The sequence below is a fragment of the Arthrobacter sp. P1_H7 genome, from assembly GCF_056405215.1.
The window spans coordinates 20,921-44,901 of the sequence record NZ_JBFUCO010000005.1; the positions used below are offsets into that span (position 1 = coordinate 20,921).

At 66.4% G+C, this 23,981-nt stretch carries 27 protein-coding genes and 2 tRNA genes; 9 read left to right on the forward strand and 20 right to left on the reverse strand.

Annotation, left to right across the window (positions count from 1 at the left end):
- Positions 1–30: 30 nt before the first annotated feature.
- On the reverse strand, positions 31–492 hold the full coding sequence (locus AC1DXI_RS06490) for a MarR family winged helix-turn-helix transcriptional regulator (RefSeq protein ID WP_370125019.1): 462 nt from the start codon (positions 490–492) through the stop codon (positions 31–33).
- The gene (locus AC1DXI_RS06495) at positions 492–1,625 is read right to left on the reverse strand and encodes an LLM class flavin-dependent oxidoreductase (RefSeq protein ID WP_476937935.1); all 1,134 of its coding nucleotides are present in this window, start codon (positions 1,623–1,625) and stop codon (positions 492–494) included. Before AC1DXI_RS06495 ends, AC1DXI_RS06490 begins: the two co-directional genes overlap by 1 nt.
- A gap of 276 nt (positions 1,626–1,901) precedes the next feature.
- Between AC1DXI_RS06495 and AC1DXI_RS06500 the strand changes: the two genes are divergently transcribed.
- Both AC1DXI_RS06500 and AC1DXI_RS06505 read left to right on the forward strand, forming a co-directional pair.
- Positions 1,902–3,329 (forward strand): MFS transporter, encoded by a 1,428-nt coding sequence (locus AC1DXI_RS06500; RefSeq protein WP_476937936.1) that lies wholly within the window; start codon positions 1,902–1,904, stop codon positions 3,327–3,329.
- Between the two features lie 43 nt (positions 3,330–3,372).
- A complete protein-coding gene (locus tag AC1DXI_RS06505) occupies positions 3,373–4,299 on the forward strand; it encodes a hypothetical protein (protein ID WP_476937937.1) in 927 nt (308 codons plus the stop codon).
- Here AC1DXI_RS06505 and AC1DXI_RS06510 read toward each other — a convergent pair.
- The 6 genes from AC1DXI_RS06510 to bcp form a co-directional block, all read right to left on the reverse strand.
- The gene (locus AC1DXI_RS06510) at positions 4,296–7,475 is read right to left on the reverse strand and encodes an efflux RND transporter permease subunit (protein WP_476937938.1); all 3,180 of its coding nucleotides are present in this window, start codon (positions 7,473–7,475) and stop codon (positions 4,296–4,298) included. The genes AC1DXI_RS06505 and AC1DXI_RS06510 overlap by 4 nt on opposite strands.
- Before the next feature lie 117 nt (positions 7,476–7,592).
- The gene (locus AC1DXI_RS06515) at positions 7,593–9,095 is read right to left on the reverse strand and encodes a malate:quinone oxidoreductase (protein ID WP_476937939.1); all 1,503 of its coding nucleotides are present in this window, start codon (positions 9,093–9,095) and stop codon (positions 7,593–7,595) included.
- Between the two features lie 78 nt (positions 9,096–9,173).
- Positions 9,174–10,829: an ABC transporter substrate-binding protein gene (locus tag AC1DXI_RS06520; RefSeq protein ID WP_476938114.1), complete on the reverse strand. Its 1,656-nt coding sequence runs from the start codon at positions 10,827–10,829 to the stop codon at positions 9,174–9,176.
- 84 nt (positions 10,830–10,913) lie between these two features.
- A complete protein-coding gene (locus AC1DXI_RS06525; protein ID WP_476937940.1) occupies positions 10,914–11,657 on the reverse strand; it encodes a fasciclin domain-containing protein in 744 nt (247 codons plus the stop codon).
- Between the two features lie 236 nt (positions 11,658–11,893).
- A tRNA-Leu gene (locus AC1DXI_RS06530) sits at positions 11,894–11,975 on the reverse strand.
- A 112-nt stretch (positions 11,976–12,087) separates the two neighbouring features.
- On the reverse strand, positions 12,088–12,561 hold the full coding sequence (gene bcp / locus AC1DXI_RS06535) for a thioredoxin-dependent thiol peroxidase (RefSeq protein WP_476937941.1): 474 nt from the start codon (positions 12,559–12,561) through the stop codon (positions 12,088–12,090).
- A 110-nt stretch (positions 12,562–12,671) separates the two neighbouring features.
- Here bcp and AC1DXI_RS06540 point away from each other — a divergent pair, with 110 nt between their 5' ends.
- Positions 12,672–13,154 (forward strand): MarR family winged helix-turn-helix transcriptional regulator, encoded by a 483-nt coding sequence (locus AC1DXI_RS06540; protein ID WP_476938115.1) that lies wholly within the window; start codon positions 12,672–12,674, stop codon positions 13,152–13,154.
- 91 nt (positions 13,155–13,245) lie between these two features.
- Here AC1DXI_RS06540 and AC1DXI_RS06545 read toward each other — a convergent pair whose 3' ends face one another.
- The 3 genes from AC1DXI_RS06545 to AC1DXI_RS06555 all read right to left on the reverse strand — a co-directional run bounded on the left by AC1DXI_RS06545 (position 13,246) and on the right by AC1DXI_RS06555 (position 14,920).
- Positions 13,246–13,635: a hypothetical protein gene (locus AC1DXI_RS06545; protein ID WP_476937942.1), complete on the reverse strand. Its 390-nt coding sequence runs from the start codon at positions 13,633–13,635 to the stop codon at positions 13,246–13,248.
- A 364-nt stretch (positions 13,636–13,999) separates the two neighbouring features.
- Positions 14,000–14,629, reverse strand: coding sequence for a DUF2510 domain-containing protein (locus AC1DXI_RS06550; protein ID WP_476937943.1), 630 nt, complete (start codon positions 14,627–14,629; stop codon positions 14,000–14,002).
- Positions 14,630–14,722: 93 nt separating this feature from the next.
- Complete coding sequence (locus AC1DXI_RS06555) at positions 14,723–14,920, reverse strand: hypothetical protein (RefSeq protein ID WP_476937944.1); 198 nt, start codon at positions 14,918–14,920, stop codon at positions 14,723–14,725.
- 205 nt (positions 14,921–15,125) lie between these two features.
- On the opposite strand from AC1DXI_RS06555, the gene AC1DXI_RS06560 reads away from it, so the two are divergent.
- Both AC1DXI_RS06560 and AC1DXI_RS06565 read left to right on the forward strand, forming a co-directional pair.
- Complete coding sequence (locus AC1DXI_RS06560) at positions 15,126–15,314, forward strand: hypothetical protein (protein WP_476937945.1); 189 nt, start codon at positions 15,126–15,128, stop codon at positions 15,312–15,314.
- A gap of 436 nt (positions 15,315–15,750) precedes the next feature.
- On the forward strand, positions 15,751–15,987 hold the full coding sequence (locus AC1DXI_RS06565) for a hypothetical protein (RefSeq protein WP_476937946.1): 237 nt from the start codon (positions 15,751–15,753) through the stop codon (positions 15,985–15,987).
- Positions 15,988–16,106: 119 nt separating this feature from the next.
- Here AC1DXI_RS06565 and AC1DXI_RS06570 read toward each other — a convergent pair whose 3' ends face one another.
- Genes AC1DXI_RS06570 through AC1DXI_RS06580 form a run of 3 tightly spaced genes read right to left on the reverse strand, consistent with a single transcriptional unit; the run spans position 16,107 to position 17,133 of the window.
- On the reverse strand, positions 16,107–16,439 hold the full coding sequence (locus tag AC1DXI_RS06570; protein ID WP_476937947.1) for a hypothetical protein: 333 nt from the start codon (positions 16,437–16,439) through the stop codon (positions 16,107–16,109).
- Positions 16,436–16,591: a hypothetical protein gene (locus AC1DXI_RS06575; protein ID WP_476937948.1), complete on the reverse strand. Its 156-nt coding sequence runs from the start codon at positions 16,589–16,591 to the stop codon at positions 16,436–16,438. The genes AC1DXI_RS06570 and AC1DXI_RS06575 overlap by 4 nt, the downstream gene beginning before the upstream one ends.
- A complete protein-coding gene (locus AC1DXI_RS06580) occupies positions 16,588–17,133 on the reverse strand; it encodes a hypothetical protein (RefSeq protein ID WP_476937949.1) in 546 nt (181 codons plus the stop codon). Before AC1DXI_RS06580 ends, AC1DXI_RS06575 begins: the two co-directional genes overlap by 4 nt.
- 264 nt (positions 17,134–17,397) lie before the next feature.
- On the opposite strand from AC1DXI_RS06580, the gene AC1DXI_RS06585 reads away from it, so the two are divergent.
- Complete coding sequence (locus tag AC1DXI_RS06585; RefSeq protein ID WP_476937950.1) at positions 17,398–17,997, forward strand: hypothetical protein; 600 nt, start codon at positions 17,398–17,400, stop codon at positions 17,995–17,997.
- Positions 17,998–18,832: 835 nt separating this feature from the next.
- Here the strand turns inward: AC1DXI_RS06585 and AC1DXI_RS06590 are convergent.
- The 3 genes from AC1DXI_RS06590 to AC1DXI_RS06600 all read right to left on the reverse strand — a co-directional run bounded on the left by AC1DXI_RS06590 (position 18,833) and on the right by AC1DXI_RS06600 (position 19,861).
- Positions 18,833–19,237: a hypothetical protein gene (locus tag AC1DXI_RS06590; RefSeq protein WP_476937951.1), complete on the reverse strand. Its 405-nt coding sequence runs from the start codon at positions 19,235–19,237 to the stop codon at positions 18,833–18,835.
- 67 nt (positions 19,238–19,304) lie between these two features.
- On the reverse strand, positions 19,305–19,454 hold the full coding sequence (locus AC1DXI_RS06595) for a hypothetical protein (RefSeq protein ID WP_476937952.1): 150 nt from the start codon (positions 19,452–19,454) through the stop codon (positions 19,305–19,307).
- Positions 19,455–19,627: 173 nt separating this feature from the next.
- A complete protein-coding gene (locus tag AC1DXI_RS06600) occupies positions 19,628–19,861 on the reverse strand; it encodes a hypothetical protein (RefSeq protein WP_476937953.1) in 234 nt (77 codons plus the stop codon).
- A gap of 102 nt (positions 19,862–19,963) precedes the next feature.
- Here AC1DXI_RS06600 and AC1DXI_RS06605 point away from each other — a divergent pair, with 102 nt between their 5' ends.
- Together AC1DXI_RS06605 and AC1DXI_RS06610 are read left to right on the forward strand one after the other, a co-directional pair.
- Entirely contained in the window at positions 19,964–20,254 is a 291-nt protein-coding gene (locus AC1DXI_RS06605) for a hypothetical protein (RefSeq protein ID WP_476937954.1), read from the forward strand.
- Positions 20,255–20,776: 522 nt separating this feature from the next.
- Positions 20,777–21,343, forward strand: a complete 567-nt coding sequence (locus AC1DXI_RS06610; RefSeq protein WP_476937955.1) for a DUF805 domain-containing protein — start codon at positions 20,777–20,779, stop codon at positions 21,341–21,343.
- A gap of 67 nt (positions 21,344–21,410) precedes the next feature.
- On the opposite strand, the gene AC1DXI_RS06615 is transcribed toward AC1DXI_RS06610, so the two are convergent.
- Positions 21,411–21,941 (reverse strand): neutral zinc metallopeptidase, encoded by a 531-nt coding sequence (locus AC1DXI_RS06615; RefSeq protein WP_476937956.1) that lies wholly within the window; start codon positions 21,939–21,941, stop codon positions 21,411–21,413.
- 161 nt (positions 21,942–22,102) lie between these two features.
- Between AC1DXI_RS06615 and AC1DXI_RS06620 the strand changes: the two genes are divergently transcribed.
- Complete coding sequence (locus tag AC1DXI_RS06620) at positions 22,103–22,321, forward strand: hypothetical protein (protein WP_476937957.1); 219 nt, start codon at positions 22,103–22,105, stop codon at positions 22,319–22,321.
- Between the two features lie 329 nt (positions 22,322–22,650).
- On the opposite strand, the gene AC1DXI_RS06625 is transcribed toward AC1DXI_RS06620, so the two are convergent.
- Both AC1DXI_RS06625 and AC1DXI_RS06630 read right to left on the reverse strand, forming a co-directional pair.
- Positions 22,651–22,726, reverse strand: a tRNA-Lys gene (locus tag AC1DXI_RS06625).
- A gap of 116 nt (positions 22,727–22,842) precedes the next feature.
- Positions 22,843–23,970, reverse strand: a complete 1,128-nt coding sequence (locus AC1DXI_RS06630) for a PQQ-dependent sugar dehydrogenase (RefSeq protein ID WP_476937958.1) — start codon at positions 23,968–23,970, stop codon at positions 22,843–22,845.
- Positions 23,971–23,981 lie beyond the last annotated feature (11 nt).

Here is a 23,981-nt window from a genome sequence, read left to right on the forward strand (position 1 = left end):
GGTCTCAGCGCACGGTTTCAGCGGACAGTCTCAGCGTACGGAGACCGCGGCGCGGAGCTTCTCGGTCAGCCGCAGCAGCTCCTGCTGTTCGGCGGCGGAGAGGGCCGGGCCCACGAGCGCGGCGATGTCGCGCACGTGTTCCCGGCCGATCTGCTTCTGCAGGTCCCGTCCGGCATCGGTGAGCCGGATGAGGATCCCGCGGCCGTCCTCCGGGGCCGGTGTCCGTTCAACGAGCCCGCGCTTGTCGAGCCGCTCCACCAGCCGGCTCAGGCTGGACTGGCTCAGCAGCACGTTGTCGTTGAGCTCGTTCAGGCGCAGCCACCCGGAGGGGCAGCGGGAGAGCGTGAACAGGACGTCGTACTCATTGAGCGCCAGGGCTTTGAACGCCGGCGCCGCCTGGAGCTTGCGCATCACCGCCACCTGGGCCCGGAACAGGGATTCCCAGGTTTCCGCGGCCAGGCGTACCGGCGATTCTGTGGCCTTGGCGGGCATCATGACCCCTGGACGGTGGTCTCTGACGCGGCGGCCGCGGCGGCGTCGGTGGGCCCCGCTGCCAGCGCGGCGGCCACCCGGCCGGCGTGCGTCGGCGGTTCTGGCACGTGTGCCGGCTTGAGCGCGGCATATTCCTTGCGCAGCACCGGCAGCACTTCCTCGCCGAACAGATCCAGCTGTTCCAGGACGGTCTTCAGCGGCAGGCCCGCGTGGTCGATCAGGAAGAGCTGGCGCTGGTAATCGCCGAAGTACTCCCGGAACGTCAGGGTCTTTTCGATCACTTCCTGCGGGCTGCCGACGGTCAGCGGGGTCTGGGACGTGAAGTCCTCCAGCGAGGGGCCGTGGCCGTAGACCGGGGCGTTGTCGAAGTAGGGGCGGAACTCCTTCACGGCGTCCTGGGAGTTCTTCCGCATGAAGAACTGGCCGCCGAGGCCCACAATCGCCTGGTCCGCCTTGCCGTGGCCGTAGTGCTCGTAGCGTTCGCGGTAGAGGCCGATCAGCTGCTGGTAGTGCTCCTTGGGCCAGAAGATGTTGTTGGCGAAGAAGCCGTCACCGTAATACGCCGCCACTTCAGCGATCTGCGGCGTGCGGATCGACCCGTGCCACACGAAGGGGGCGACGCCGTCGAGCGGGCGGGGGGTGGAGGTGAAGTTCTGCAGCGGCGTGCGGTGCTTGCCGGACCAGTTGACGGCGTCCTCGTCCCACAGGCGGCGCAGCAGGGAGTAGTTCTCGATCGCGAGTTCGATCCCGTCCTGGATGTTCTTGCCGAACCAGGGGTAGACGGGGGCGGTGTTGCCGCGGCCCAGGACCAGGTCCACGCGACCGTCGGCGAGGTGCTGGAGCATCGCGAAGTCCTCGGCGATCTTCACGGGGTCGTTGGTGGTGATCAGGGTCGTGGCCGTGGACAGGATGATGCGCTCGGTCTGGGCCGCGATGTACGCCAGCGTGGTGGTGGGGGAGGACGAGAAGAACGGCCGGTTATGGTGCTCGCCGAGGGCATAGACATCCATGCCGATGTCTTCGACCTTCTTGGCGATCGCCACGGACGCCTTGATCCGTTCGTGCTCCGTCGGGGTGCGGCCCGTGGTGGGGTCGGTGGTGATGTCGCTGACGCTGAATACGCCGATCTGCATGGTGTGCCTTTCCGTGGCCGGGGTGGATCCGGGAGCTGGTTCTATTATAGCCGATATACATGCGTTTGCATCTATCGACCAATATAACGCCCGCCACGGACGAATATTCCCGCACGTTCCGGCCGGGTTTCCCGCCCCGTCTTCCCGGCCGTGTTGCCGGCCGCGTTCCCGCCTTCGGAGCTGGCTCGGGCCTAGGATGCAATCAACCGGCTGGCCGCGAGGTGCCCGCCCTCCCGGAAGGCCACCATGCGCCGTGTTGTCGCTTTTCTGTGTCTGGTGGAGCTCACCAGCGGGGTCCTGCAGGGCTATTACACGCCCATCCTCACCGATATCGCCCGGCACCTAGGGATCCACGACGCCGACGTCAACTGGTTCGAGGCTGCGCAGCTCCTGGTCAGCGCCCTCGCCGTGCCGGTGCTGGCCAAGCTGGGGGACATGTACGGGCACAAGAAGATCCTGCTGGTTTCCACGCTGGTCACCGCTGCGGCCTCCTGGGGCGTCGCTCTCGCCTCGGACTTCTGGACCTTCCTGGCCGCGTGGTCGTTCCAGGGTTTCTACGTGGTCTGGCTGCCACTGGAAATTGCCCTGATATTCAGCCGCGTCCATCAGCTGCCCGACGGCGCCGCCCGCACCCGGCGCGCAGCCGGCGTCCTCGTCGGGGCGCTGGAGGCCGGTGTCATCGCCGGGGCGCTCGCCGCAGGGGCGCTCGTGGAAGTGTTCGCGGGCCAGCTGCAGCTGGTGCTCCTGGTCCCTGCGGTGGCCGTGTCCGCATGCTGGTTCGCCGTCCGGTTTGGCGTGCCGGAATCGCGTGAGCGCAGCGGCGGACGCGTGGACACCCGCGGCTTCACGCTGCTCGCCCTCGGGCTGCTGCTCATCACGTCGGGACTGACTTTCATGCGCCTCAATGGAGCGGGCGCGTGGTGGCCGTGGGCGCTGGTGGGAGCCGGAATTCTGGTGTTCATTCCGTTCGCGCGGTACGAGCTGCGCGAGGCCGATCCGCTCGTGGACATCCGGATGCTGCGGGGCAAGTCCATGTGGCCCGTCCAGCTGACAGCCGGGCTCTTTGGCGTCTCGGTCCTGGGCGCGCAGGCCCCGCTGTCCACCTTCGCCCGGACCGACCCCGCGCTGCACGGCTACGGCCTCGGGCTGCGCGCCGGGCAAGTCTCCATCATCATCGGCGTCTATGTGCTGGCGCTGCTGGTGGGCGCCCTGCTGTATCCGGTCGTGACCCGCCGGCTCACCCCGCGCTGGACCCTCGTGGGCGCCGCCACGCTCGTGGGCCTGGGCTACCTGCTGTTCCTGCCGTTCCATGGCAGTCTCACCCAGGCGCTGGTCAACATGGCGATCGCCGGTGTGGGCTCCGGGGCCCTCGTGGCGGCGCTTCCTTCGGCGGCCGCCGCGGCGGCGCCGCTCAACCGGACCGCGATGGCCACGGGCCTGACCAACACGACCAAGACCATCGGCGGAGCCTTCGCGTCCGCGGTGTTCGGCATCGCCCTGCTCAGCCACGTCCTGGCTGAGGCCGGGGCCGGCGCGGGGGACGCCGGTCAGACCGCGGCGCCGCTCGCCGGCTACCTCACGGTGTGGACCATCTGCGGGGTCACCGGGCTTGCCGCGGCCGCCGCGCTGGTGATGGTGCCCCGCCTGGCCTTCTCCGACCCGGCGGCTGTGGCCGCCGCACCGCTCGGGGCCGGCTCGCACTAGGGGTACCCTTCCTCCTCGGCGACTGAGCAAGTATGTTCTTAGCGTGACGGGTACGCGGAGGTACGAGTGGGGGCGGGTGGCGGCCGCGGCCAAGAACCGGCACAACATCCTGAGCATGGTGCTGTTCCTTTCCGTGAAATGGGTCCTCTTGCTCGCTGCCACACTTGCCGGCGCTGTTGCCGTTTCGGCGCACAGCTTCCTCGGTGTGCTGGCCATCGCCGGGGCAATGCTTGGCTTGCTGGTGTTCCGGGTGCTGTTTACCGCGTTGGTGGAGCGTTCGGTCATGGGCTTCCGCCGCCTGAAGCCGGAATACTGCTCCATCTACGACCGGTACTTCTGGCGGCATGAGCGTCTCTGGAAGCTGCTGGCCGGGGCGCCGTTCAATGGAACCCCGTTCAAGTCCCTGATGTGGAGGCTGTTGGGCGTCAAGGTGGGCAAACGGCTCTACGACGCCGGACTGAACATGCCGGAAAAAACCCTCGTCACGATCGGCGATCACTGTACGTTCAACGAGGGAACACACGTCCAGGGCCACTCCATGGAAGACGGCGCGTTCAAGTCCGACTACATCGTGTTCGGCAACCACTGCTCCCTTGGCGTCGATGGCTGGGTCAACTACGGGGCGACGATGCACGAGGGTTCGTCCCTCAGCGCCGACGCCTTTCTGATGAAAGGCGAAGATGTCCCGGAAGGTGCAACGTTTTCCGGGAACCCGGCCCGCGAGGTGATGAACCCCGCCGCATCCGCAACCCTCGCGTCCCTGGCATCGCGCGGGCCCCGTCACCGGGATTCAGCCGCGGCAGCTGCCGGCCGGCCTAAACTCTCCAAGGGTACGCACGGAGCCCACGCAACCCGTGCTGCAGCGAACGCAGCCCACGGGACCCACGCAACCCGTGCTGCAGCGAACGCAGCCCACGGGACCCACCGGGCATCGCGGAAAAAGGCAGGGACGCCTGGTTCTGGTTCCTAGTGCGAACCGGTTGGCAGGGGAGCGTCTTCGGGGAAGTCGTCGGGGAAGTCTTCGGTCACGGCCGGCCCGGAATGGCGTCCGCGGCGCAGCGGCTTCTGTAGCGCCCTGCGCTCGTGCCGGCCTTCCACGAGCCGGTACAGCACCGGGACCAGGATGAGTGTGAGGGCCGTGGAGGAGATCAGGCCGCCGATCACCACGATCGCCAGGGGCTGGGAGATGAAGCCGCCGCCGCCGGTCAGTCCCAGCGCCATTGGTGTCAGGGCGAACACCGTGGCGAGCGCTGTCATGAGGATGGGGCGGAGGCGCTGGCGGGCGCCGTGCGTGATAGCGTCAGCCACGTTCATCCCGGGTTCGCCGTTGCGCGGCTGGCGGTACTGGTTGATGAGGTCGATCAGCACGATCGCGTTGGTCACCACGATGCCCACGAGCATCAACATGCCGATCAGCGACGGCAGGCCCAACGGCACGCCGGTCACCACGAGCAGGGCGATTGCGCCTGTCGCGGCGAACGGGACGGAGACCAGCAGGATCAGCGGCTGCACGAGCGACTTGAACGCAGCCACCATGATCACGTAGACGATCGCGATGGCGGCCAGCAGCGCGAGTCCGAGCTGGCGGAACGAATCGGCCTGCTGCGTCGTGGCGCCGCCGATCGTGGCGGTCACCCCGGGCGGCAGCTGGACTGACTTGAGCCGGTTCTGCACCTCGGTGCTGACCGCGCCGAGGTTGGAGCCCGACGGCGTCACCGAAACCCGCGCGGTGCGCTGGCCGTTGCTGGCGGTGATGGAGACGGGGACGTCCACCTGCTCCACCGAGGCGATGCGGCCGAGTGGGACGGCGCCGGCCGCAGTCGGGAGCGGGATGTCCCTGACGGCCTCGATGCTCGTGAAGCGGGTGCCCTCGCCAATCCGGACCGGGAAGTCGTTGGTGTCGATGCGGACCGTCCCGGCCGGAATCGGGCTGATCGTGGCGGCCAGGACCCCGGCCACGCGCTCCTCGTTCAGGCCGGCCGCGACGGCTTTGGCGCGGTCCACCTTGACCTGGACCACCGGCTGGCTGGCCGCCAGGTTGGTGGCCACCTCGCTGCTGCCGGGAACACCGTCCATGGCCTTGACCATCGCGTCACTGGCGGTCTGGAGATCGGCGGTGCTGGCGGCCTTGAGGGTGATGTCCACGGTCGACGAAGTGCCGAAGCCGCCCTGCTGGGAACCGACCGTGATCTTTCCGGCGTCGCCGAGCTTGGAGAGTTCGCGGCGGACGGTCTCCTGGAGCTTGCCCTGGTTGGCTTTCTCGTCCGTCACCACGGTGAACGTCGAATTCGACACGCCGGAGGAGAGCAGGGCCGAGAAGCCGGTCTGGGCGTTGCCGGTGGTGGCTTGGACGTCCTTGATTCCGTCGATGCCCCGCAGGGTGTCCTCGACCCGGATCGCCGAGGCGCTGGCCTCGTCAAGGCTGGTCCCTGCCGGCAGGGCCTGCTTGACGGTCATGCTGTTCTCGCCGGAGCGGCCCAGGAGGTCGGTGGCGAGCAGCGGGGACATCGCCACGGTACCGGCAAGCACCAGGGCCGCGGCGATCAGGGTGAGGACCGGGTGCCGCTGCGTGCCGGACAGGACAGGCAGGTAGCCGCGCTGCAGGAGCGTGCTCTGCTCGGCCTCGTGCGCCTTGGTGGCAATGCCAGCGGCAGAAGCCGGAGAGCCGGTGACGGCGGGAGTGCGCAGGAACCAGTAGGCCAGCACCGGCACGATGGTCAGCGAGACCAGCAGTGAGGAGATCAGTGCGATGGTCACTGTCAGGGCGAACGGCCGGAACAGCGCGCCGGCCAGGTCGCCGACGAAGGCGATGGGCAGGAAGACGGCCACAGTGGTCAGGGTGGACGCCGTGATGGCACCGGCGACTTCGCGGATGGCGGTCCCGATCGCGGTGATCTTGTCCTCGCCGTAGCTCAGGTGCCGTTTGATGTTTTCGATGACCACGATCGAGTCGTCCACGACGCGTCCGATCGCGATGGTGAGCGCGCCAAGGGTGAGGATGTTGAGCGAGTAGCCGGTGGCCGAGAGCCCGATGAACGTGATCAGCAGGGACAGCGGGATGGACACGGCCGTGACCAGGGTCGCGCGCACGGACATCAGGAACACCAGGATCACCAGGACGGCGAAGCCCAGTCCCAGCAGGCCCTCGGTGGTGAGGTCCTTGATGGACTTCTCGATGAACGGCGCCTGGTCGAAGACCGGGGTGAATTTGGCATTGGAGCCAAGCTCGGCCTCAAGCTGCGGGATGGCGTCCTTGACTGCGTGGGAGATCGCGACGGTGTCGCCCTCGGGCTTCTTGGTCACGGACAGGGCGAGGGTTTCCTTGCCGTTCGTCCGCGTGATTGACGTGCGGGCGTCCTCGACCAGGCTGACATCCGCCACGCTGCCGATCGTCGCCGCATCGCGGGCCGCGCCCAGGGGGAGGGCCTTGATCGCGTCGAGGGAGTCCACCGGGCTGCCGATCTGCAGCGAGAGGGTCTTGCCCTGTTCCTCGATGGTGCCGGCCGGAACCAATGCGCCGTTGTTCTTCAGCGCGTCGCTGATGGACTGGAGGCTCGCGCCGGATGCCGCCAGGTCCCGGGGCCGCGGCAGGATCTGGATGTGCTGCGTGGCGCCGCCGGTCACGTCGGCGCCGCGCACGCCGTCGAGCTTCTGCAGCGCAGGGACGCTGAGCCGGGCAAGATCGGCGTTGAGCTCACTGAGCGGTTTGTCCGAGGACACGGCCAGGAAGACGATCGGGAAGTCGCTGATGCTCCCGGCGATCGCCTGCGGCTGGACGTCCTTCGGCAGGGCCTGCTTGGCGTTGGAGATGGCGCGGTCGATCTGGTTCCGGGCCCGGTCCAGGTTGGAGCCGTAGGTGAACGCCAGGGAGATCTGCGAAACGCCGTTCCGGGACGTTGACGACGTCGACTCCAGCCCCTCGACGCTGTTCAGCGCCTTTTCCAACGGGGCACTGATCTGCTTGTCCACGACTTCCGGCGACGCGCCGGGCATTGAGGAGATCACGGTGATCTGCGGGAACTCGATGGAGGGGATGAGTTCCTGCTTCAGCGAGGACATCGTGATCACGCCGAAAACGCAAGCGAACACCGTGATCAGCGCGATCAGGGCCCGGTTGGCGAGAGACAGCTTTGCGAGCCGGAACATCTCATGGTCTCCTGGTGGGTCGGGGCGTCCTGCACTACGGGACATCAAAAACGGGGACGTCACGGGTTGCAGCGGTCCCAAACCAGCAGTGTAAACCAGCCGCGGCCGGGCCCCGGCTTAGTTGCTGGCGGTGACCTGTTCGAGTTGCAGCGTCTTGGCCGTCGCGGCCTCCAGCTTGGCGGCGAGCTCAGGGCTGTCGTTGAGCTTGACGCCGTAGCCGGGCATCATGTCCTTGAGCTTGGACTGCCAGCCCTTGAAGTTCTTCGGGAAGGACTTCTGGAGCAGTTCGATCATGATCGGCACTGCGGTGGACGCGCCCGGGGATGCGCCGAGCAGGGCTCCGATGGTGCCATCGCGTCCGGCGATGACCTCGGTGCCGAACTGCAGCACGCCGCCCTTCTTCGGGTCCTTCTTGATGATCTGGACCCGCTGGCCGGCGGTGATGAGCTCCCAGTCGCCGTCCTTGGCCTCGGGGTAGTACTCCCGCAGGGCCTCGACCTTGTCGCCGTGGCGCTTGGCGACTTCCTTGATCAGGTAGGCGGTGAGGTCCATGTTGTCCTTGGCCACGGCCAGCATCGGGATGATGTTGGAGGGGCGGATGGACAGCGGCAGGTCCAGGTAGGAGCCGCTCTTGAGGAAGTTCGTGGAGAAGCCGGCGTACGGGCCGAACAGCAGGGAGCGCTTGCCGTTGACGTAGCGGGTGTCCAGGTGCGGCACGGACATGGGCGGGGCGCCGACAGATGCCTGGCCGTAGACCTTGGCGCTGTGCTGGGCAGCGATGGTCTCGTCGGTGCAGCGGAAGAACTGGCCGGAGACCGGGAAGCCGCCAAACCCCTTGCCTTCCGGGATGCCGGAGGCCTGCAGCAGGTGCAGTGCCCCGCCACCCGCGCCGACAAACACGAATTTAGCGTGGATGGAGCCGTGCTCGCCGCTCTTGGCGTGCTTCAGCGACAGGTCCCAGCCGCCGCCGGATGCGCGCTTGATGTCGCTGACGTTGTGGCCGTAGTTGATCTCCACGCCGTTGTTGCCCAGGTATGTGGTCAGCTCGCGGGTCAGGGCGCCGAAGTCGACGTCGGTGCCCTCGGCGGCGCGGGTTGCCGCGACGCGCTGCTTGGGGTCGCGGCCCTTGACGATCAGCGGGGCCCACTTGGCAATCTGCGCGTGGTCCTCGGAATACTCCATCGAACGGAACAGTGGGTTCGGCTTGAGTGCCTCGTAGCGGGTGCGGAGGAACTTGGTGTGGTCCTCGCCGATCACGAAGCTCATGTGCGGAACGGTGTTGATGAAGCCCTTGGGGGAGCCGATCAGCGAGTTCGAGACGAGGTGGGACCAGAATTGGCGGGACAGCTGGAACTGCTCGTTGATGTTCAGGGCCTTGCCGGGGTCCACCGAGCCGTCTTTGGCTGCGGGGGAGTAATTAAGCTCACACAGGGCGGCATGTCCGGTGCCGGCGTTGTTCCACGGGTCGGAGCTTTCCAGTCCCGGCTCGTCCAGCCGCTCAAAGAGCGAGATGGTCCAGTTCGGCTCAAGCTGCTTGATGAAGGCGCCGAGCGTGGCGCTCATGATGCCGCCGCCAATCAGTACGACGTCGGCGTGTTGGGTCTTGGAAATGAAAGTCACAATCAGTCTCCGATAGCAGCGGCTCTGGCTGTCACAGAATATCCCGCACCGCCCACTAACTGAAATTGGCCCCGGGCGTCAAGGCCTTAGCTCGACCTTTGTGAAAACTTCGTTCAGCACCGGCGACGCCGGGTACTTCAGCACCCGGTCCGAGAGCGCCAGGGCCGAGATCGGGAAGGCAATGGGAACCGCCGGCACCGTGGCCGCGATCTGTCCGTTGATGGTCTGGTACTCCTCGGTGCGGTCCTTGCCGTCCGGCAGGCCCCGGGCCCGGGCGATCTTGGAGAAGACCTGGGGATCCTGGTAACCGAATTCGCCGGTGTTCTCGCCGAAGAGCGGGCCCACGAAATTGTCGGGGTCCGAATACGAGCCGTTCCAGCCCAGCAGGTGCAGGGCGTGGTCGCCCGGGGAGGTGACCTTCTGCAGGTAGCCGTCAGCCCAGTCCACCGGTACGGGCTTGACGTTGAGCCCGACGGCGGTCAGCTGCCGGCTGATTTCGGCGTACACCTTTTCCGGCGTCGGCAGGTAGGGCCGGGTGACGTTGAGCGGATAGTAGAACTTCAGCTCCTCGCCCTTGTAGCCGGCTTCGGCCAGGAGTTCCTTGGCCTTGCCCGGGTTGTAGCCGAGCGCCGCGGCATTGTTGTTGAAGCCGCTGAGCTTGGGCGGAACGAACTGGGACGCCTGGGCCGTGTTGTCGATGAAGAACCGGCGGATCAGCGTGTCCTTGTCCAGCGCCATTTCGATCGCCTGGCGCACCTTGAGGTTCTGCAGGATGGGGACTTGCTGGTTCATGCCCAGGTACATCACGGAGAACGGGTCCCGTTGGATGATCTGCTTTCCGCTCTTGACCAGTTGGTCGAAGTTTCCCACGGTGACGGCGTCGTAGGCGTCGATCTTGCCGTCCAGGAGCGCCTGCATCCGGGTCTGCGGGTGATCGTAGGTCACGAACTTGATGGTCCCGATCTGTCCCTTGTCCCCCCAGTAGTCCTTGTTGCTGGCCAGGGAGACGCTGCCCGAGTCCCACGAGTCGAAAACGTACGGCCCGGTGCCCACCGGGTGGAGGCCGTAGGCGGACACCGGCTGCCCGCCCCGGCTCTGGTTCAGGACGTCCGCGTTCTCCGCAGCGAGAGCCTTGGGCGAAGAGATCGCGAAGGCCGGGAGGGTAAGGGCCTGGAGAAAACCCGTGAAGGGCTGGGTGAGGCCGATCCGCACATTGTCCGGCGCAACGGCGGTGCAGTTCTTGTATATGGACAGCGGCGCCTGGTCCGCATGGGCCTTGAAGACGCCCTTGAAGGTGGTGCCGGTGGCCTGTTCGCGGAGGGCCGGTGAGAAGTTGAACCAGCGGTTGAAGTTGGTGCAGACCGCGGCGGCATCGAACGGCGTCCCGTCCTGGAATTTTACGTTCCCGCGCAGCTTGAACTCGTAGGTCCGGCCTTCATCGCTCTGGGACCATTCGGTGGCCAGCAGCGGCGTGGGCTGGCCGGTGGTCTGGTCTACGCCGACGAGGCCTTCCAGTACCTGCCGGGTGACTCGGTAGGACTCGACGTCGGAGACCAGGGCAGGATCGAGTCCGAGCGGCTCCGAGCCGGTGCCGAAGGTGAAAACCGCCGTAGGTGCCGCGCTGGCGGTGGCAGAGGCGGTGGGGGAACTCGGTGCCGGGCCGAGGCTGCCCGTGCAGGACGCGAGCGGCAGGACGAGGAGGGCGGCCCCGATGCTGGCGGCAATCCGCCGCACTGTCCTGCTGGGCACTGTACTGCTGGGCACTCGAGAATCACCTCTGGGAACTGGATGGTCCGCCGGCTGCGGACCAGCCCCAGTCTAGTTGACGGCCGGGTCCGCCAGCTCTTGTGGCACACCGCCGCACGGCGCACGGCAGCGCAAAAAAGCGGAGGCCCGCACCTGGTGGTGCACCATGTAGACAGTGGCGTTGGCGGTCTGGACGCCGCCGCAGACGACGTTGGCGCTGTCAACCTTGAGGGCATCCTTGGTGCCGGTGACCGTCACCGAACCGCCCTGAACCGTCTTGTGGGTGCCGACGATCTGGTCCGGGGTGATCTTGCCGGGGACCACGTGGTAGGTCAGGATCTTGCTCAACGTGGCGTCGTCCGTCTTCAGGGCCTCGATCGTGGCCGGATCGATCTTCTTGAAGGCGTCATCCGTCGGGGCGAAGACGGTGAATTCGCTGCCGTTGAGCGTGTCCACCAGGTTGACCTTGGGGTTGAGCTTGCCGGAAACGGCGGCGGTCAGGGTGGTGAGGATCGGGTTGTTGGACGCCGCGGTGGCTACCGGGTCAAGCGCCATGCCGGAGACGGAGCCGGCACCACTGGGGACCTGGGCGGCGTAGGCGGCGCAGCCCGAGCCGACGAGGTTGGCGGCCGGATCCATGGCTGCGGCGGAGGCGCTCGTGGAGGGGGACGCCATGCTGGATTCCGCCGGTGCGGAGGACGGTGCCGAGGAGGCGGGGGCCGATGAGGCGCTGGATCCGCCACAGGCAGTGAGGCTGAGCATGGCGGCAGCTGCGATACCTGCAACGGCGAACGTGGTGCGCTTGATGTTCTGCATTTCGGTTTCTCCTTTGTTGTGCCGATGTTTGCCGGCGGCGAATTTTTGCCGCTGCGGCCCTTTCCCGACTGTTGGGCACCGACCCTTGGTTGGTGTCTCAATGGGTATTCGGCTGCCCGGAGGAAACGGATGGGTGCGGATGTGAAATTCTTTTTGGCGGCTTCAAAACTCCTGAAAACCCCGGAACAGCGCCGGAAACGACGAGAACCCCGGTCCGAAGACCGGGGTTCTCTCTGTGCGCAAGGGGGGACTTGAACCCCCACGCCCGAAGGCACAGGAACCTAAATCCTGCGTGTCTGCCAATTTCACCACTCGCGCGCGGCGCCGTCGTCGTCCCGGGAAAGAACCCCGGCGGCGGACGCCAGGCTCTATTGTACCTACTGCCGGTTTGCCGGTTGCAAAAGCTGCCCGCGGGCGGACGGACCGGAGACTAGGCGTCGAGGTTTAGGTCCCGGCGAAGTTTGGCGACATGCCCGGTGGCCCGGACGTTGTACTGTGCGACGGCAACCTGGCCGTCGGCGTCGACCACGATCGTGGAGCGGATCAGGCCTTGGTAGGTCTTGCCGTAGTTTTTCTTTTCGCCCCAGGCCGCGTAGGCCTCGGCGACGGAGTGGTCCTCGTCGGAGAGCAGCGGGAAGCTCAGCCCTTCGGCGGCCGCGAACGCCGCAAGCTTCCCGACGGGGTCGGGGGAGATGCCCACGACGTCATAGCCTGCGGCCTGAAGCGCGCCGAGGGAATCCCGGAAATCGCAGGCCTGCTTGGTGCATCCGGGCGTGGCGGCTGCCGGGTAGAAGTAGATTACGGTCTTCCGGCCCCGGAAATCGCGCAGGCTGACGTCCTGTCCTTCGGCATTCTTGAGGGTGAAATCCGGTGCTGTGGCACCGGCGGTGAGTCGCTCAGGCACGGGTGTCTCCTTGATGAGGTTCGTCATGAAATGGGGGTGGTAATCCAGCGTAGTGACGCGATCGGCGCCGGACGAATCCGCTGCTCGCTATACTCTTGGGTATGCCTGATATGGATCGCTGGCCCACGGGCCGCCTATTGTCCACGGCAGCACGTCTTGTAGAACACTCCTGGAACGAAAAATTGGGGGCCATTGGCCTGACCCATGCCGGGGTGATCGCCATGGAGGTGCTCTCGGCGAATGGGCCGATGACGCAAGCCCAATTGGCCCAGCTCGTCCGGGTCCAGGCCCAGACGATGGGCAAGACACTGAGTCGGCTGGAAGCGCACGGCCACATTTCGCGGCACCGGAGCACCTCCGACCGGCGCAGCCACGTGGTGTCGCTGACTGACCAGGGGCGCCAGGCGGTTGCCGCGGCCGCCGACATGGAACGTTCCGTGCTCGCCGCCACGCCCATTGACCCCGACCTGCTGCGCCAGGAGCTCCAGGCCGTGGTCAGGGTGCTGGCAACCAGGTCCTCCTCGCCGGAGGCCAAGGCCATCGTCACGGCCGCCGAGCCGGGCGCCGCTGCCGGGGCCACCCCGTTGAATTAGCCACCCCGCCTCGGGGGAAACGGGAACGGGACGGCAGGGTTTTCCCGCCGTCCCAATGAATCCCGTTCTCGAGGCCTTCAGGGGTGATCGGTCACCAGGGGTTCCTGTGGTGGTTGTGTTTCTTGTTGTCGTGCCGGTTTCCGTTATGGTCCCAGAACCCGTCCTTGTCATGCCGGCAGCCGTCCCGGCCCGTCCACGAGCCGCGGTGGTCGTTGTCGTCACGCCAATTGCCATGATCGTCGCGCCAACCCCATCCGTCGGCGTTGTCATGCCACCGGCTCTCTCCGTCCCACCAGCCATTGCGTGTGTCGTGCCGGTTGTTGTCCCGCATGTGGTGCCGGTTCTCAAATGAGGACTGGCTCCAGGAGCTGGCGGAGGCGGTAGAGGTGGTAGCAGTGGCGCTGGCAGGAAGGGCGCTGGCGCCCAGGCCCAGTGCGGCGGTCACCGCGGTTGTTCCAATGATGCGAATAGCCTTGTTCATGAAACTTGGTCCTTACGGAGATCGATTTCCCTGGCCCCGGGGCGGGCCGCGCAGGCATGCTGCCGGGGGCCCATGATTCCGTGTCTGCTGACGCGATCCTCAGTGAGGGCACCGGGAGATCTGAATGTCATCTTTGGTGGTCGCGTCGGGCTCTCTGGCCGGCATTGTTGTCGGCCCGGGTCTGCAGGACCTGTCGCTCCAGAACAGTTGCCCGGAGCACCTTTCCAGTCAACGCCCCTGCATTGACTCTCAAAAGGGACTAAAGACCCTGTTTTTGCCGAAATCGGACGGATCGTTTCAGGAGCCAGGACGCTGGCGATCGGATCAGCCCCGGCACGTTGGCCGCTGCCTGGATTGACGCTGCCTACACCGTTACGGCCTGGTTCGCCAGAGTGGCTACGATGGCTGACATTTTGAGGCCGGTGAGCACCGCCGTGAGCAATACGACGCTGATCGTGACCCACACCGGGGCGAGCCCGCGCCGCGGGGCGACCTCGTGGACAATCACGGAGCGGCCAATCACGTAGACATCCCTGCTGAGGAACACCCACGCCCAGTGGAACGGCCGGACAACGCCGTCCTTGCGCAGCCGGTCCCAGTCCAGGTACGCCAGGAGTGCGGACACACCGTAGGCCACGAAACTGATGGCTATGAAGAGGAAGTAAGGCGCCGTGAAAATCGACGCCGGATCAATTGTCTGGATCTGCCGCGGGCCCACGGTGCGCAGCCGGAGCACAGGGTTCCAGAACATCAGCAGGATGAGCGGCATGAGCGGCAGGGCCACAATTGTCCAGATGTACGCGTTGTAGACCGGTGTCCGGTCGCTGATGCGCCTGCGCGGTGCCACCGGGTGCCGGGGCGCCGTCGCCTGGAACTGGGGTGCGTTGAACTGGCCGGTCCAGGCCGAACCGTTCCACCACTGAAGCCGGCCCGAGCCTGCCGGGTCCGGATACCAGCCGGGGCCAGGGGCGGAGGCGTTGGGCGGGACGGTCATGGCTGTTCATCCTTTGCGGGGCGTGGCGCATTCACTTGTTCTATTCTGTTCTGGCACAAAGCGTACAGGGGTGGCTGCAAGGGGGGAGCGGCGTCAGCGGCGGTGACCGGTGTTGTCGAGGCCGACGAAATGCGAGAGGCCAACGGTCCTCCCGTGCATGAAATCCCTGAGGGCCCGTTCCGATTCCGGGTCGGAGCCGGTGCGCATGCGCCAGGACTTTTGCCGCAGGTCACGGATGATGGTCGCGATCACGATGAGAACGGCTGCAATGCCCAGGATGAGCAACTCCATGATTCCCCCCATTGGTCTCAGTGGTGCATTGGATGGAGTCTAACCGCGGCCCGTGCCGGCGGGAAGGCCGGCCGACGGCGCAGACCCATCCGCTGGAACCCCGGGGCCAGCCTGCCACCCAGGCACAAAGGGCAGTCCTGAAGTATCGACGCGCCAGCGGATCGGGAGGACGATTAAAAGGCAATCACCATGAAGGAGGTCAGTGATGTGCTATTCGTACAACAGGGATTCCTGGCGGGATACCCGGAAGGATGCCGCAAAGGAATCTGAGGATCGCCCGAAGACCCGGGCGGAGGCGCCGGAATTCAGGTTCTGGGCCTTCCCCCGCCGCAGCAAGGAGTTCACGGTCGAAGAGCCGGAGAAGGTGCGCGACCGGTCCCGCGAGAAGGTCTGACAAATCGATGTGCATTCGCGGCCGCTGAACCACACAGTTCACTGTGACGGTTCGGCGGCCGTTTCATGGCCAGGCGGGCCGGCGGAGGCCAAGGGCCGCGGAAAGGCCTATGAGCAGGCCGCTGAGCGCCAGCAGTAATCCTCCGGCGAGACCGCCTTGCCCGTCGGGTCCGGGACCAACCCGGCCGGCCGCCGCTCCGGAAGGATTCGCCGTTGAGGGCTCCGAGCCCTGGCCCGCATCCGGTGACTGGGGCGCGGGCGTGCCCGCCGTAGCTGGGGCCGGAACAGCACCCGCGGCCGGTGGGGTGGGGGCTCCTTGGCTGACGGAGGGGGCGGGGCCTGGCGTCCGCGGAGCCGCGACCTGCCCGGGAACCTGGCCTTGAGACGGCGGCTGTGACGGCGGTTGGGACGGTGCGGGGTCCGACGGCGGCGCTGCATTGCCCGGGGCAGTCGCGCTGGGCGTCGGGGAAGCGGACGGTGGGCCCGGCGTCGGCGAGGCGGGGCAGATCTTCACGGGAAGAAGGCCGGCCGGCTTGCAGGGCCCGGCCGCCGCGGGCAACGCAAGGGCTAACGGCGAGGCCGCGAGCAGCAGGGCCACGGCGGATGCGTACGAGGCCTTCCGGATGGACTTCATCCTCACCATCGTAGGGTTCGACCGCCGGCAGCCAGGGTAATCACGTCTTTTGCGTGTCCCCAAAGCTTGGATGGGAAGGGATGAGAGCGGCTTACGCCCAGGCTGGACGGCGGCTGGCTCCTCAGGCCCGGTACGGTTTGGAAAGCGCGAGGGTGGGGATTAGCGAGGCTCCGGTTCCCACTGTTCCGTGGATGCCTCCTCCGGCAGCTGCCCGGTGGAGATGGCCGTCCTGATGTTCGTTGCGGTGGGCGAGCCGGGAGGGAGTGTCCGCTCTTTCGCCCGGGCGCGGAAGGCCGACCACAGCGTGAAGATTCCGGTTGCCGCCCCGAAGGCGCCGTATGCAAGGACGTCCTCAGCCGGGACCTCCTTGCCCCTGAGGAGCCTCGTGCCCAGCTGCACTGCGGTCAGCGCCGCGGCAATCACGGGAACCAGTACCCACAGGGGTGTGCGCCGCAGCCATTCTTGCCATTTGCCTCCGGAGTTCGCGGTCATGGCAACGCTGAAGCGGAGATGAACGAACCCACCACGAACCCGACCCCAATGAGGGCGAACATGCCGCCGAAGAACCTGATGAACAGCGGGCAGCCCTTGAGCGGTGCCCAATGCACGTCCCGCAGAGTCGGCACCAGTCTCGTCAGCCTCACTGGCCCGTGACTTTGATTCCGGCGACCGCCCCGGTCCAGGCGCCGGTCGGGTCCGGGCGGGTCAACTGGGCACTGACGTAGCCCTTCTGCAGTTGGACAACCTGCGATTGGGTTCGCGAGCAATCGACCTCCACCACCGTGTGCTCTGTTCCGGCCAGCGAGTTCTGGGAGAGATAGATCTGGGCATGGGGGATGCCCACGCAGGCCGCGGTGACTGTGTGCGGACCGGCGACCGTCACCGTTGCGGCTTTGGTGAAGCCAACCCCTGGCCCGTCCGCCGGACCGGCGTCGGAGAGGAGCGCGGACCCTGGCGCCTCGGCCAGACGCTTATGCAGCTCGGCGTAGTTGCTCGCTTCCACGCCCAGAACCCCCGGATCTTTCGTCGAGGCGGCGGGCGCCGGCCGGTGGCTTTGCCCGGCCGCCGCCGGCCGCGGATCGCCGTCGTCCTCGTAGGCGCAGGCGGCCACGCTGCCGGCCACAAGCATGCCAACAATGAGTGCCGCAGCGACGCGGACTGTTTTCGTTCCCCCAGGTCCAGACATGGGCCGAGTCTACGGTCAGTCCTTTGAATTACAAGTCATCCCGGCCCGGCGGGCAGGCGCCTGCGGATACCCCCTCCATGCCTTGCGGACGACGACACCGCGTGGCCCCGCCCTGTGACCCGAACAAGATGTCCGCACATGGTCAAGTTACCTCGCTGAGGAGTGCGGAGCTCCGAGCCCCGGCGGACTGCACTTCTCGTCATGGCCTAATCCGCAAGCCGCATGTAATCTGACTTCGAATCGCTCGCAACGTAATGGGGAACCTTGACTGAGAACATCCCGGCCGTCCCGCCAGTACCGCCGTATCCCCAGACGCCGCCCCACCCGCGGCAGGGGCAGTTCGGCCCTGTCCCGGGCAACGAGCCGCCTCTCGGTGCACCCGAGACCTACGCTCCGCCGTACGGCCAGCAGCCGTACCTGTACCAGGCTCAGCAGCCGTATTCGGCCTACCCGCCGGCACCCCCGCCGCAGTATTCACCGGACGGCAGATGGACGTACACGCCGGCTTCGAGGACCTCCGGATACCGCATCGCGGCAGGCACCACGTCGATCGTGCTGGGCGCCTGGCTGTTCCTGCAATTTCTGGTCGGAGCCTCCCAAGGACTCGGTTTCCTGGCCTTCCTTTCACTCGTCGCTGCGGGCGGGACGCTCACAGCTGGCATTGTGCTGTTGGCCAAACAGCGGGGCTGGGAGAGGGGCGCGCCCGTCACCGTGATGAGCTTCGCAGGGTTCGCCCTCTTTGTCGGTGTCCTCTACCTTGCCGGCCGATCCGGCGTCGGCATGTTCCTCTTCAACTTCCTGCTGTCAGTCCCGGTACTGATCGTCATGGGCATCGGGTTATCCCGGGAATCAGGCGACACCTGACCAATCACTTTGTGACCGGCCTGACCTCCACGACGAAACTCATCCGGTTCGCCCCCAGTCAGGGCTGGTTGACGTCAGCCAGCTTTGGATCCTCCCTGATCACAAAGGGCCGCCCGCTGCACCTGCATTGCGGTCACCCGCCCTATTCCTCAGGTGTGCAGTCGCGGCGTTTCTGGCGCTAGTAGGACAGCACGTGCCAGTACGCGGCTACGCGGTCGGTGACTTATCTTCATCGTCATCGCGCCGCTTGGGTCGCAGCTGGGTAGGTCCCTTCGACCTTCAACGTGATGCCGGCTGGCCGGCGCGGCGATGGCCTGGCGGTCGGCGGCGGCCGGCTCCGTCCCGGTAACACCGTTGTGAAGAGAGGACATGGGCCTCATGTGGGCGGAAGTCGGCCTGCGACTCACCGGTTGCTGCGCAGCCGCATACGAGGGAGCGGCGGGGAAATGATTAGCCCATAAATATCCCCCAGAGCTATACGGAGCAAAACAAAAGCCCGCCTCTGCACCTCGGCCGGCCACGCAGGCGTCCGCGCGCGCAGAGCGCTGCAGCCGCGCAGCGGGTTCCCGCGGCGCAGCCGCGAGGAAACATGAAGCTTTTCGGCACGGAGGAAACATTCAGCCCCTCGTCACGGGAAGCACGCCGGGAAGCGAAGGGGCGAGGGGCGAAGCCCCGAGTCCTCTTAATATGCTCACACCCGGCTCAGCCAGCACACGACAGGCCGGCAGACACGGCTACCGCCGGCACACCGCACCGCCTGCGGCGGCGCGAGGGGACGGACGTCGTCGGTCGGGGGTGGGCGCTATCGCGGCCGGAGCAGAACCGGCCGAGGGGATCAGTGGACCTTCACCGGGATGAGGTCATAGCTGTTGTCGCAGCCTCCGCGCGGCGGGGTGTGCCCGATCCCGTAGAGGTGATCGGAGATGGACTTGTCCGGCCTGGTGGCGACGACCCGGATCCGGGAAATCGGGGTCGGGGCGTTCGCAGGTTGGACGAACGGCGCCGCCTGGGGAACCATCCACCGGCCGGAGCTGTCGCGCGTCACCGGCACCGGATCGCAACGGTCATCGACTCCGAAGCACGCGGAGACGGCGAGGGCGCCGGAAACGCCCGAGAGGTCCAGCTGCACGGCGTCCAGGTTGACGAAGCCGACGGCGGGGCAGGCGGTCGGGGCAGGGGTGCAGCCGGTGAGCATCAGCGGCAGGATCATCAGCAGCGCGGACAGGGACCTGTTCTTCATGGCGTCAGCGTAACGCCGCCGGGCCACAACGGAGMACGCCAGCGCCAGAAGTTTTCCTGGCGGCTAGTCAGGTCGCCACCGCGAGGCCTCGTGAGCGTCCGGCGCCGAAGGAGATCGAGGACAGCGGAGCCCAGAGCAGCGGGACGGCAGCAACGACCAGCAGACCCGCTCCGGTGAGACCGGCGATGCGGTGCGAGAGTCGGTCCTCGACGGTCATTGGGGAGCCGGGGCGGAAGCCATCGTCCGGGAGGCCAGGACCAGGGACACGAGCGCGAACATGATGCGGCGAACAAGAGTGCGTAGGCGACCGGTGACGGGGAAGTGAAGTAGCTCATGGACCTCATGTGTGCGGAGCAACCCACAGCCGTCACCGGCGTGAAGGTGGGACGGTCAGCTGCCCTGTTTGGCTTTCAGCGCATGGTCGATGCGGATGCCGGCGTCGATGCCCGCTGACATCATCCCGGGCGTGTGCAGGCCGAAGGCCTGGACCTTGCCGTTCAGCTTGATGAGCTCGTCGATGGACTTGTCGCGGAGCTGTTGGTCGGATCCGACGACGATCTTGTACGCCGCACGTTCCTCGGCCGGCTCGATGTTGAGGTGCTGGTAACCGCTGTACCCGATCACCAGGAGGAAGCTGACGGCGGCGCCGGCGAGCAGCGAGGGGCGTGCCCCCTTCGCCGCGGCGGCGTCAGGTGTGGCGGGCGCTTTCTTAGATGCGGTGGGTGGATGCGTGCAGGGTTGAACGAGGCGGTCGCGGACGCCGGCGTCGAGGCCACGGCCTCCGCGGCGGCCTTGGTCGGCGCCGCGGTCCGCACGGCCCGTTCCGTCATCGTCGGGACGGGCGTGGCCGCAGCCGAAGCAGCCGGGGACGGGGAAGCCGTCGGGGAGTCGGTGCCCGCCCCGGAACCGGAATCTCCGTCGGAGCCTGCTGCGCTGCCGGCGCCGTCGGTGCCTGAGCCGGTCCCTGCAGACCCGGCGGCCGGCGGCAGCTCAACAGTAGGCGCCGGGGGGGTGTAGCCGGGGGTGGTCACGGGCTGCGGGGGAGTAGGTGCCAATGGCTGTCCGTCCGGGCCGATCATTCCGACCGTGCCGTCGTGAATACCGGTGTTGCCGGTGTACGATCCCGGGCCGCTGGTCGGTCCGGTTCCGGACATGCCGCAGACCCGGTTGCCCTTGTCGTCGGTCATGCAGGTGTCGGCGTGAGCGGCGGCGGGCACGAGTAGCAGGGCCCCGGAGGCGAGCAAGGCAGCGGCGGCAGCACGAGGGGTCAGTCGTTCGGCAGCGCCGACTTTCCCTAGTGCAGGTCAAGTAGAGCCCCGCAGGGAGCTGGCCCTTGCCGGCCCCCTCTTTCATGCCCTGACCTGCGAAAACGAACCTCGCAGGGCCTGCCCACAGCGCAGCATGGCCGGTACCATGACACCCGGGGACCCGCTGAGGTGCCCCGAATTGGGGACCATGGCACAGTGTCGTTTCAGCGGCATGACTTCCAGCTTCGTCGCGGCACGCCGGACCCACCCACCACAGCAGTGAAGGAGCAGCATGTCAGATCCTTATCAGTCACCTCAGGGCACCGGCCAGCAGCAGTGGCCGAGCGACCAGCCCCGGCAGAACACAGGGTGGGCGACCAACCCGTACGCTGCGCCGGTGTACCCGGGCATTACGGCGGGGCCGGCTCCGCTCTGGGCGCCCCTCTACGGCGCGTCCCTGCAGGAAGCGGTTTCGAGGTTTTTCAAGAAGTACGCAATGTTCTCGGGCCGCGCCAGCCGGAGCGAATACTGGTGGTGGTCGCTCGTCTCCGGCATCGTCTCGCTTGTCCTGAACATCATCATGATTGTCGGCGGCGCCGCCGGCGCGACACTGCGCCCCGACGGCACCAGCATCCCCGGCCCGGCCTATCTGATCGCGCTGATCCTGGCCATCATCTGGTCCCTGGCCATCTTCGTCCCGGCTGTGGCATTGTCCGTCCGGCGGCTCCACGATACGAACATGAGCGGGTGGACGTACCTCCTGGTCCTGATCCCGCTGGTCGGCGCCATCCTGATCCTCGTTTTCATGGCGCAGCCCTCCAAGCCGGAAGGCCAGCGGTTCGACCAGCCGACCTGGTAGGCACGTAGCCCGACAGGCCACCGGAGCATCATGCCCCGGTGGCCTTTCCGCGTCCTGGTGCCGGTGCTCAGTATGAATCGAGCAGCCGGGAGTCGCAGCTGGCCGGGATCCCGGAGTTGTACCCCGCTATGAACGCGGCGTGCCGTTGCATCGGAGTGCCATGGTGTCCGGGGTCGTTGAGTTCGTTGTCGCCCAGCAGCATTGTCGCTTGGATACCTTCTTCGATGTCTCCGGCCTCGAGAATGCCCTCGTAGTAGGCCGAGTTGGCCCAGATGCCCGCCCAGCAGTCGGCATGGAGTTCGGTTTTGTAGACGGGGTAGGTCTCAGCCGCCGGAGGTGCCGGAATGATCCCGAGTTCGGTCTGCAGGTTGTGGGCGTATTCGTGGGCAACGGCCAGGGCAACCGAGAAGTCCCCGGACAGGTTTCCGGTCGCAGGGTCGGTGTTCACCTTGACCTCGCCGTTCCAGATCTTGGTGGCAAGGACCTGGGAAATGACGATGGTGTCGTTGGTGCCGCAGTAGAACACATCATCCGTGGTCATCCTGTTTGCGCAAGGGGTGAACACCGCCTGCGGCCTGGCGGTAGTGGGGTTTGGCATCGCAGTTGTCGGGCTTGCTACGGCCACTGGTGGAATTGGAGGTGCCCTCTTTGGCTACGCTTTGGCTGGTTGGGGCCTGTTTGAGGGATGCTATGACAACACCGGCGATCCAGTGGGCGGGACCTACTAGCGAAGCTTCCGATGAATTCGAGGTGCACCCAATGAATGAACCGAAGAATCTGCGCAGCCGGCGGTCCCTTCAAATCCAGATGACAGCGCTCATCATTACGCTTGTCGTCCTCATAGCCGTGTTCACCGAGGCCGCCACTACAACTATGAAAGTGATCAATGGTGGGGCGATCATCCTCTGCCTTGCGCTTCTGGGGTTTATCGGTTCAAGACTCCTCAAGCACCGAAAGAGTGGCACCGGAGGCAGCTGACCCCGGACATCTGTAACCCCACAACTGCCAAGGAGCTGGAAGCCTAGTTCATCGATGCCGCTTACAGAGACTCAACGCGACGATGATGCGTCGGGCGCAGGCGTTTTTCGCCAAGTACCCGACCAGGCATCCAGTCTGAGGAGCTTCGCGCCACCCATATGATTTACCGACTTTTCCGGGACTGGATCGAAGCTGTGTGGGCGGCCTTGGGCTTCCGCTGGCGGGGGTCGGGCCAGAATAAATAGCCCATAAAAATCCCCAGAGCCATACGGAGCAAAACAAAACCCCGCCTCTGCTAGCCGCTAGGCCAGTAAAGACGGGGTTTTCGCTGGTGCACCCCCCGGGACTCGAACCCGGAACCCATTGATTAAGAGTCAATTGCTCTGCCAGTTGAGCTAGAGGTGCATCTGTTGTTTTCGTTCACCGGGGCTTTTTATTTCCCGCGTTGTTCTCCGCAACGACATGAAACTCTACACGAGATTGGCTGTCGTGTGAAATCGAGGGGCGCGGGATGGTTCACGTCAGCCGGGGAGGTTCAAAATCAGCGCGAAATCAGGGTTTTGGCCGTTACTGAGGAGCCACAGGCGGCCGTCAGGGGCGAGGGAAACGTTGCGCACCCGGCCATACTTTCCTGTGAAATAGCTCACAGGATCTCCGGCGAATTCGCCGTTGAGGGGTACAACCCAGAGTCTCTGACCGCGAAGGGCGCCCAGATAGGCAATGCTGCCGACAATTTCGAGTCCGCTGGGGGAAGACTCCGCCGTCGACGGCCACACCACTTTGGCGTCCAGGAGGCCGGGGCGGTGAGGGGCGCCCGTCACCTCGGGCCAGCCGTAGTTGCCGCCCGGCACGATCAGGTTGAGCTCGTCGTTGACGTCGGGGCCGAATTCGCTGGCCCACAGCCGGCCCGCGCTGTCCCAGGCCAGTCCCTGGACGTTCCTGTGGCCAAAGCTGTAGACCGGGTTGTCGCCGAACGGGTTTCCCGGCGCCGGCCGGCCATCCGGAGTGAGGCGGAGGATCTTCCCGCCCAGCGCCGCGCGGTCCTGCGGCTGCTCGCGGCGCTGGGAGTCCCCGGTCCCCACATACAGGAAACCGTCGGGCCCAAACCGGATCCGGCCGCCGTTGTGCGTGCCGGCCTTGGAAATGCCGGTGAAAACCGGTTCCAGGGCGCCGAGCTCCAGCCGGCCGCCACGTTCCTCCAGCCGCATGCGGGCGATTCTGTTGTCCGCCGCCGCGGTGAAGTAGGCGTAGAGGTAACGGTCCGACGCGAAGTCGGGGGAAAGGGCAAGGCCCAGGAGGCCGCCTTCGCCGCCGGGCACGACGCCGGGAACTTTGCCGACCGTACCCAGCTGCCCGTCTTTGATGGTCCGGAGCAGTGCGGTGTCGCGCTCGGAGATGACCGCGGTGCCGTCGGGTAAATAGACCGTGGACCACGGCAGTTGCAGCCCGCTGACCCGCCCCGCAACGGTGGGCTCACCCGCTGCCCCGGCCGTAGCTGTTGCGCCGGTGGCAGTGCGGTCTCCCGGCTGAACCACGGGCGAGGTTGAGCCGCCGGTACAGGCACTCAAGAAAAACAGGGCAACGGCCACCGCGGTGGCCCGTACCGCTGCCCTGCCAACGAAGCGCCTGCGGGTGAAACGGGGGAGCATCAACGGACGCG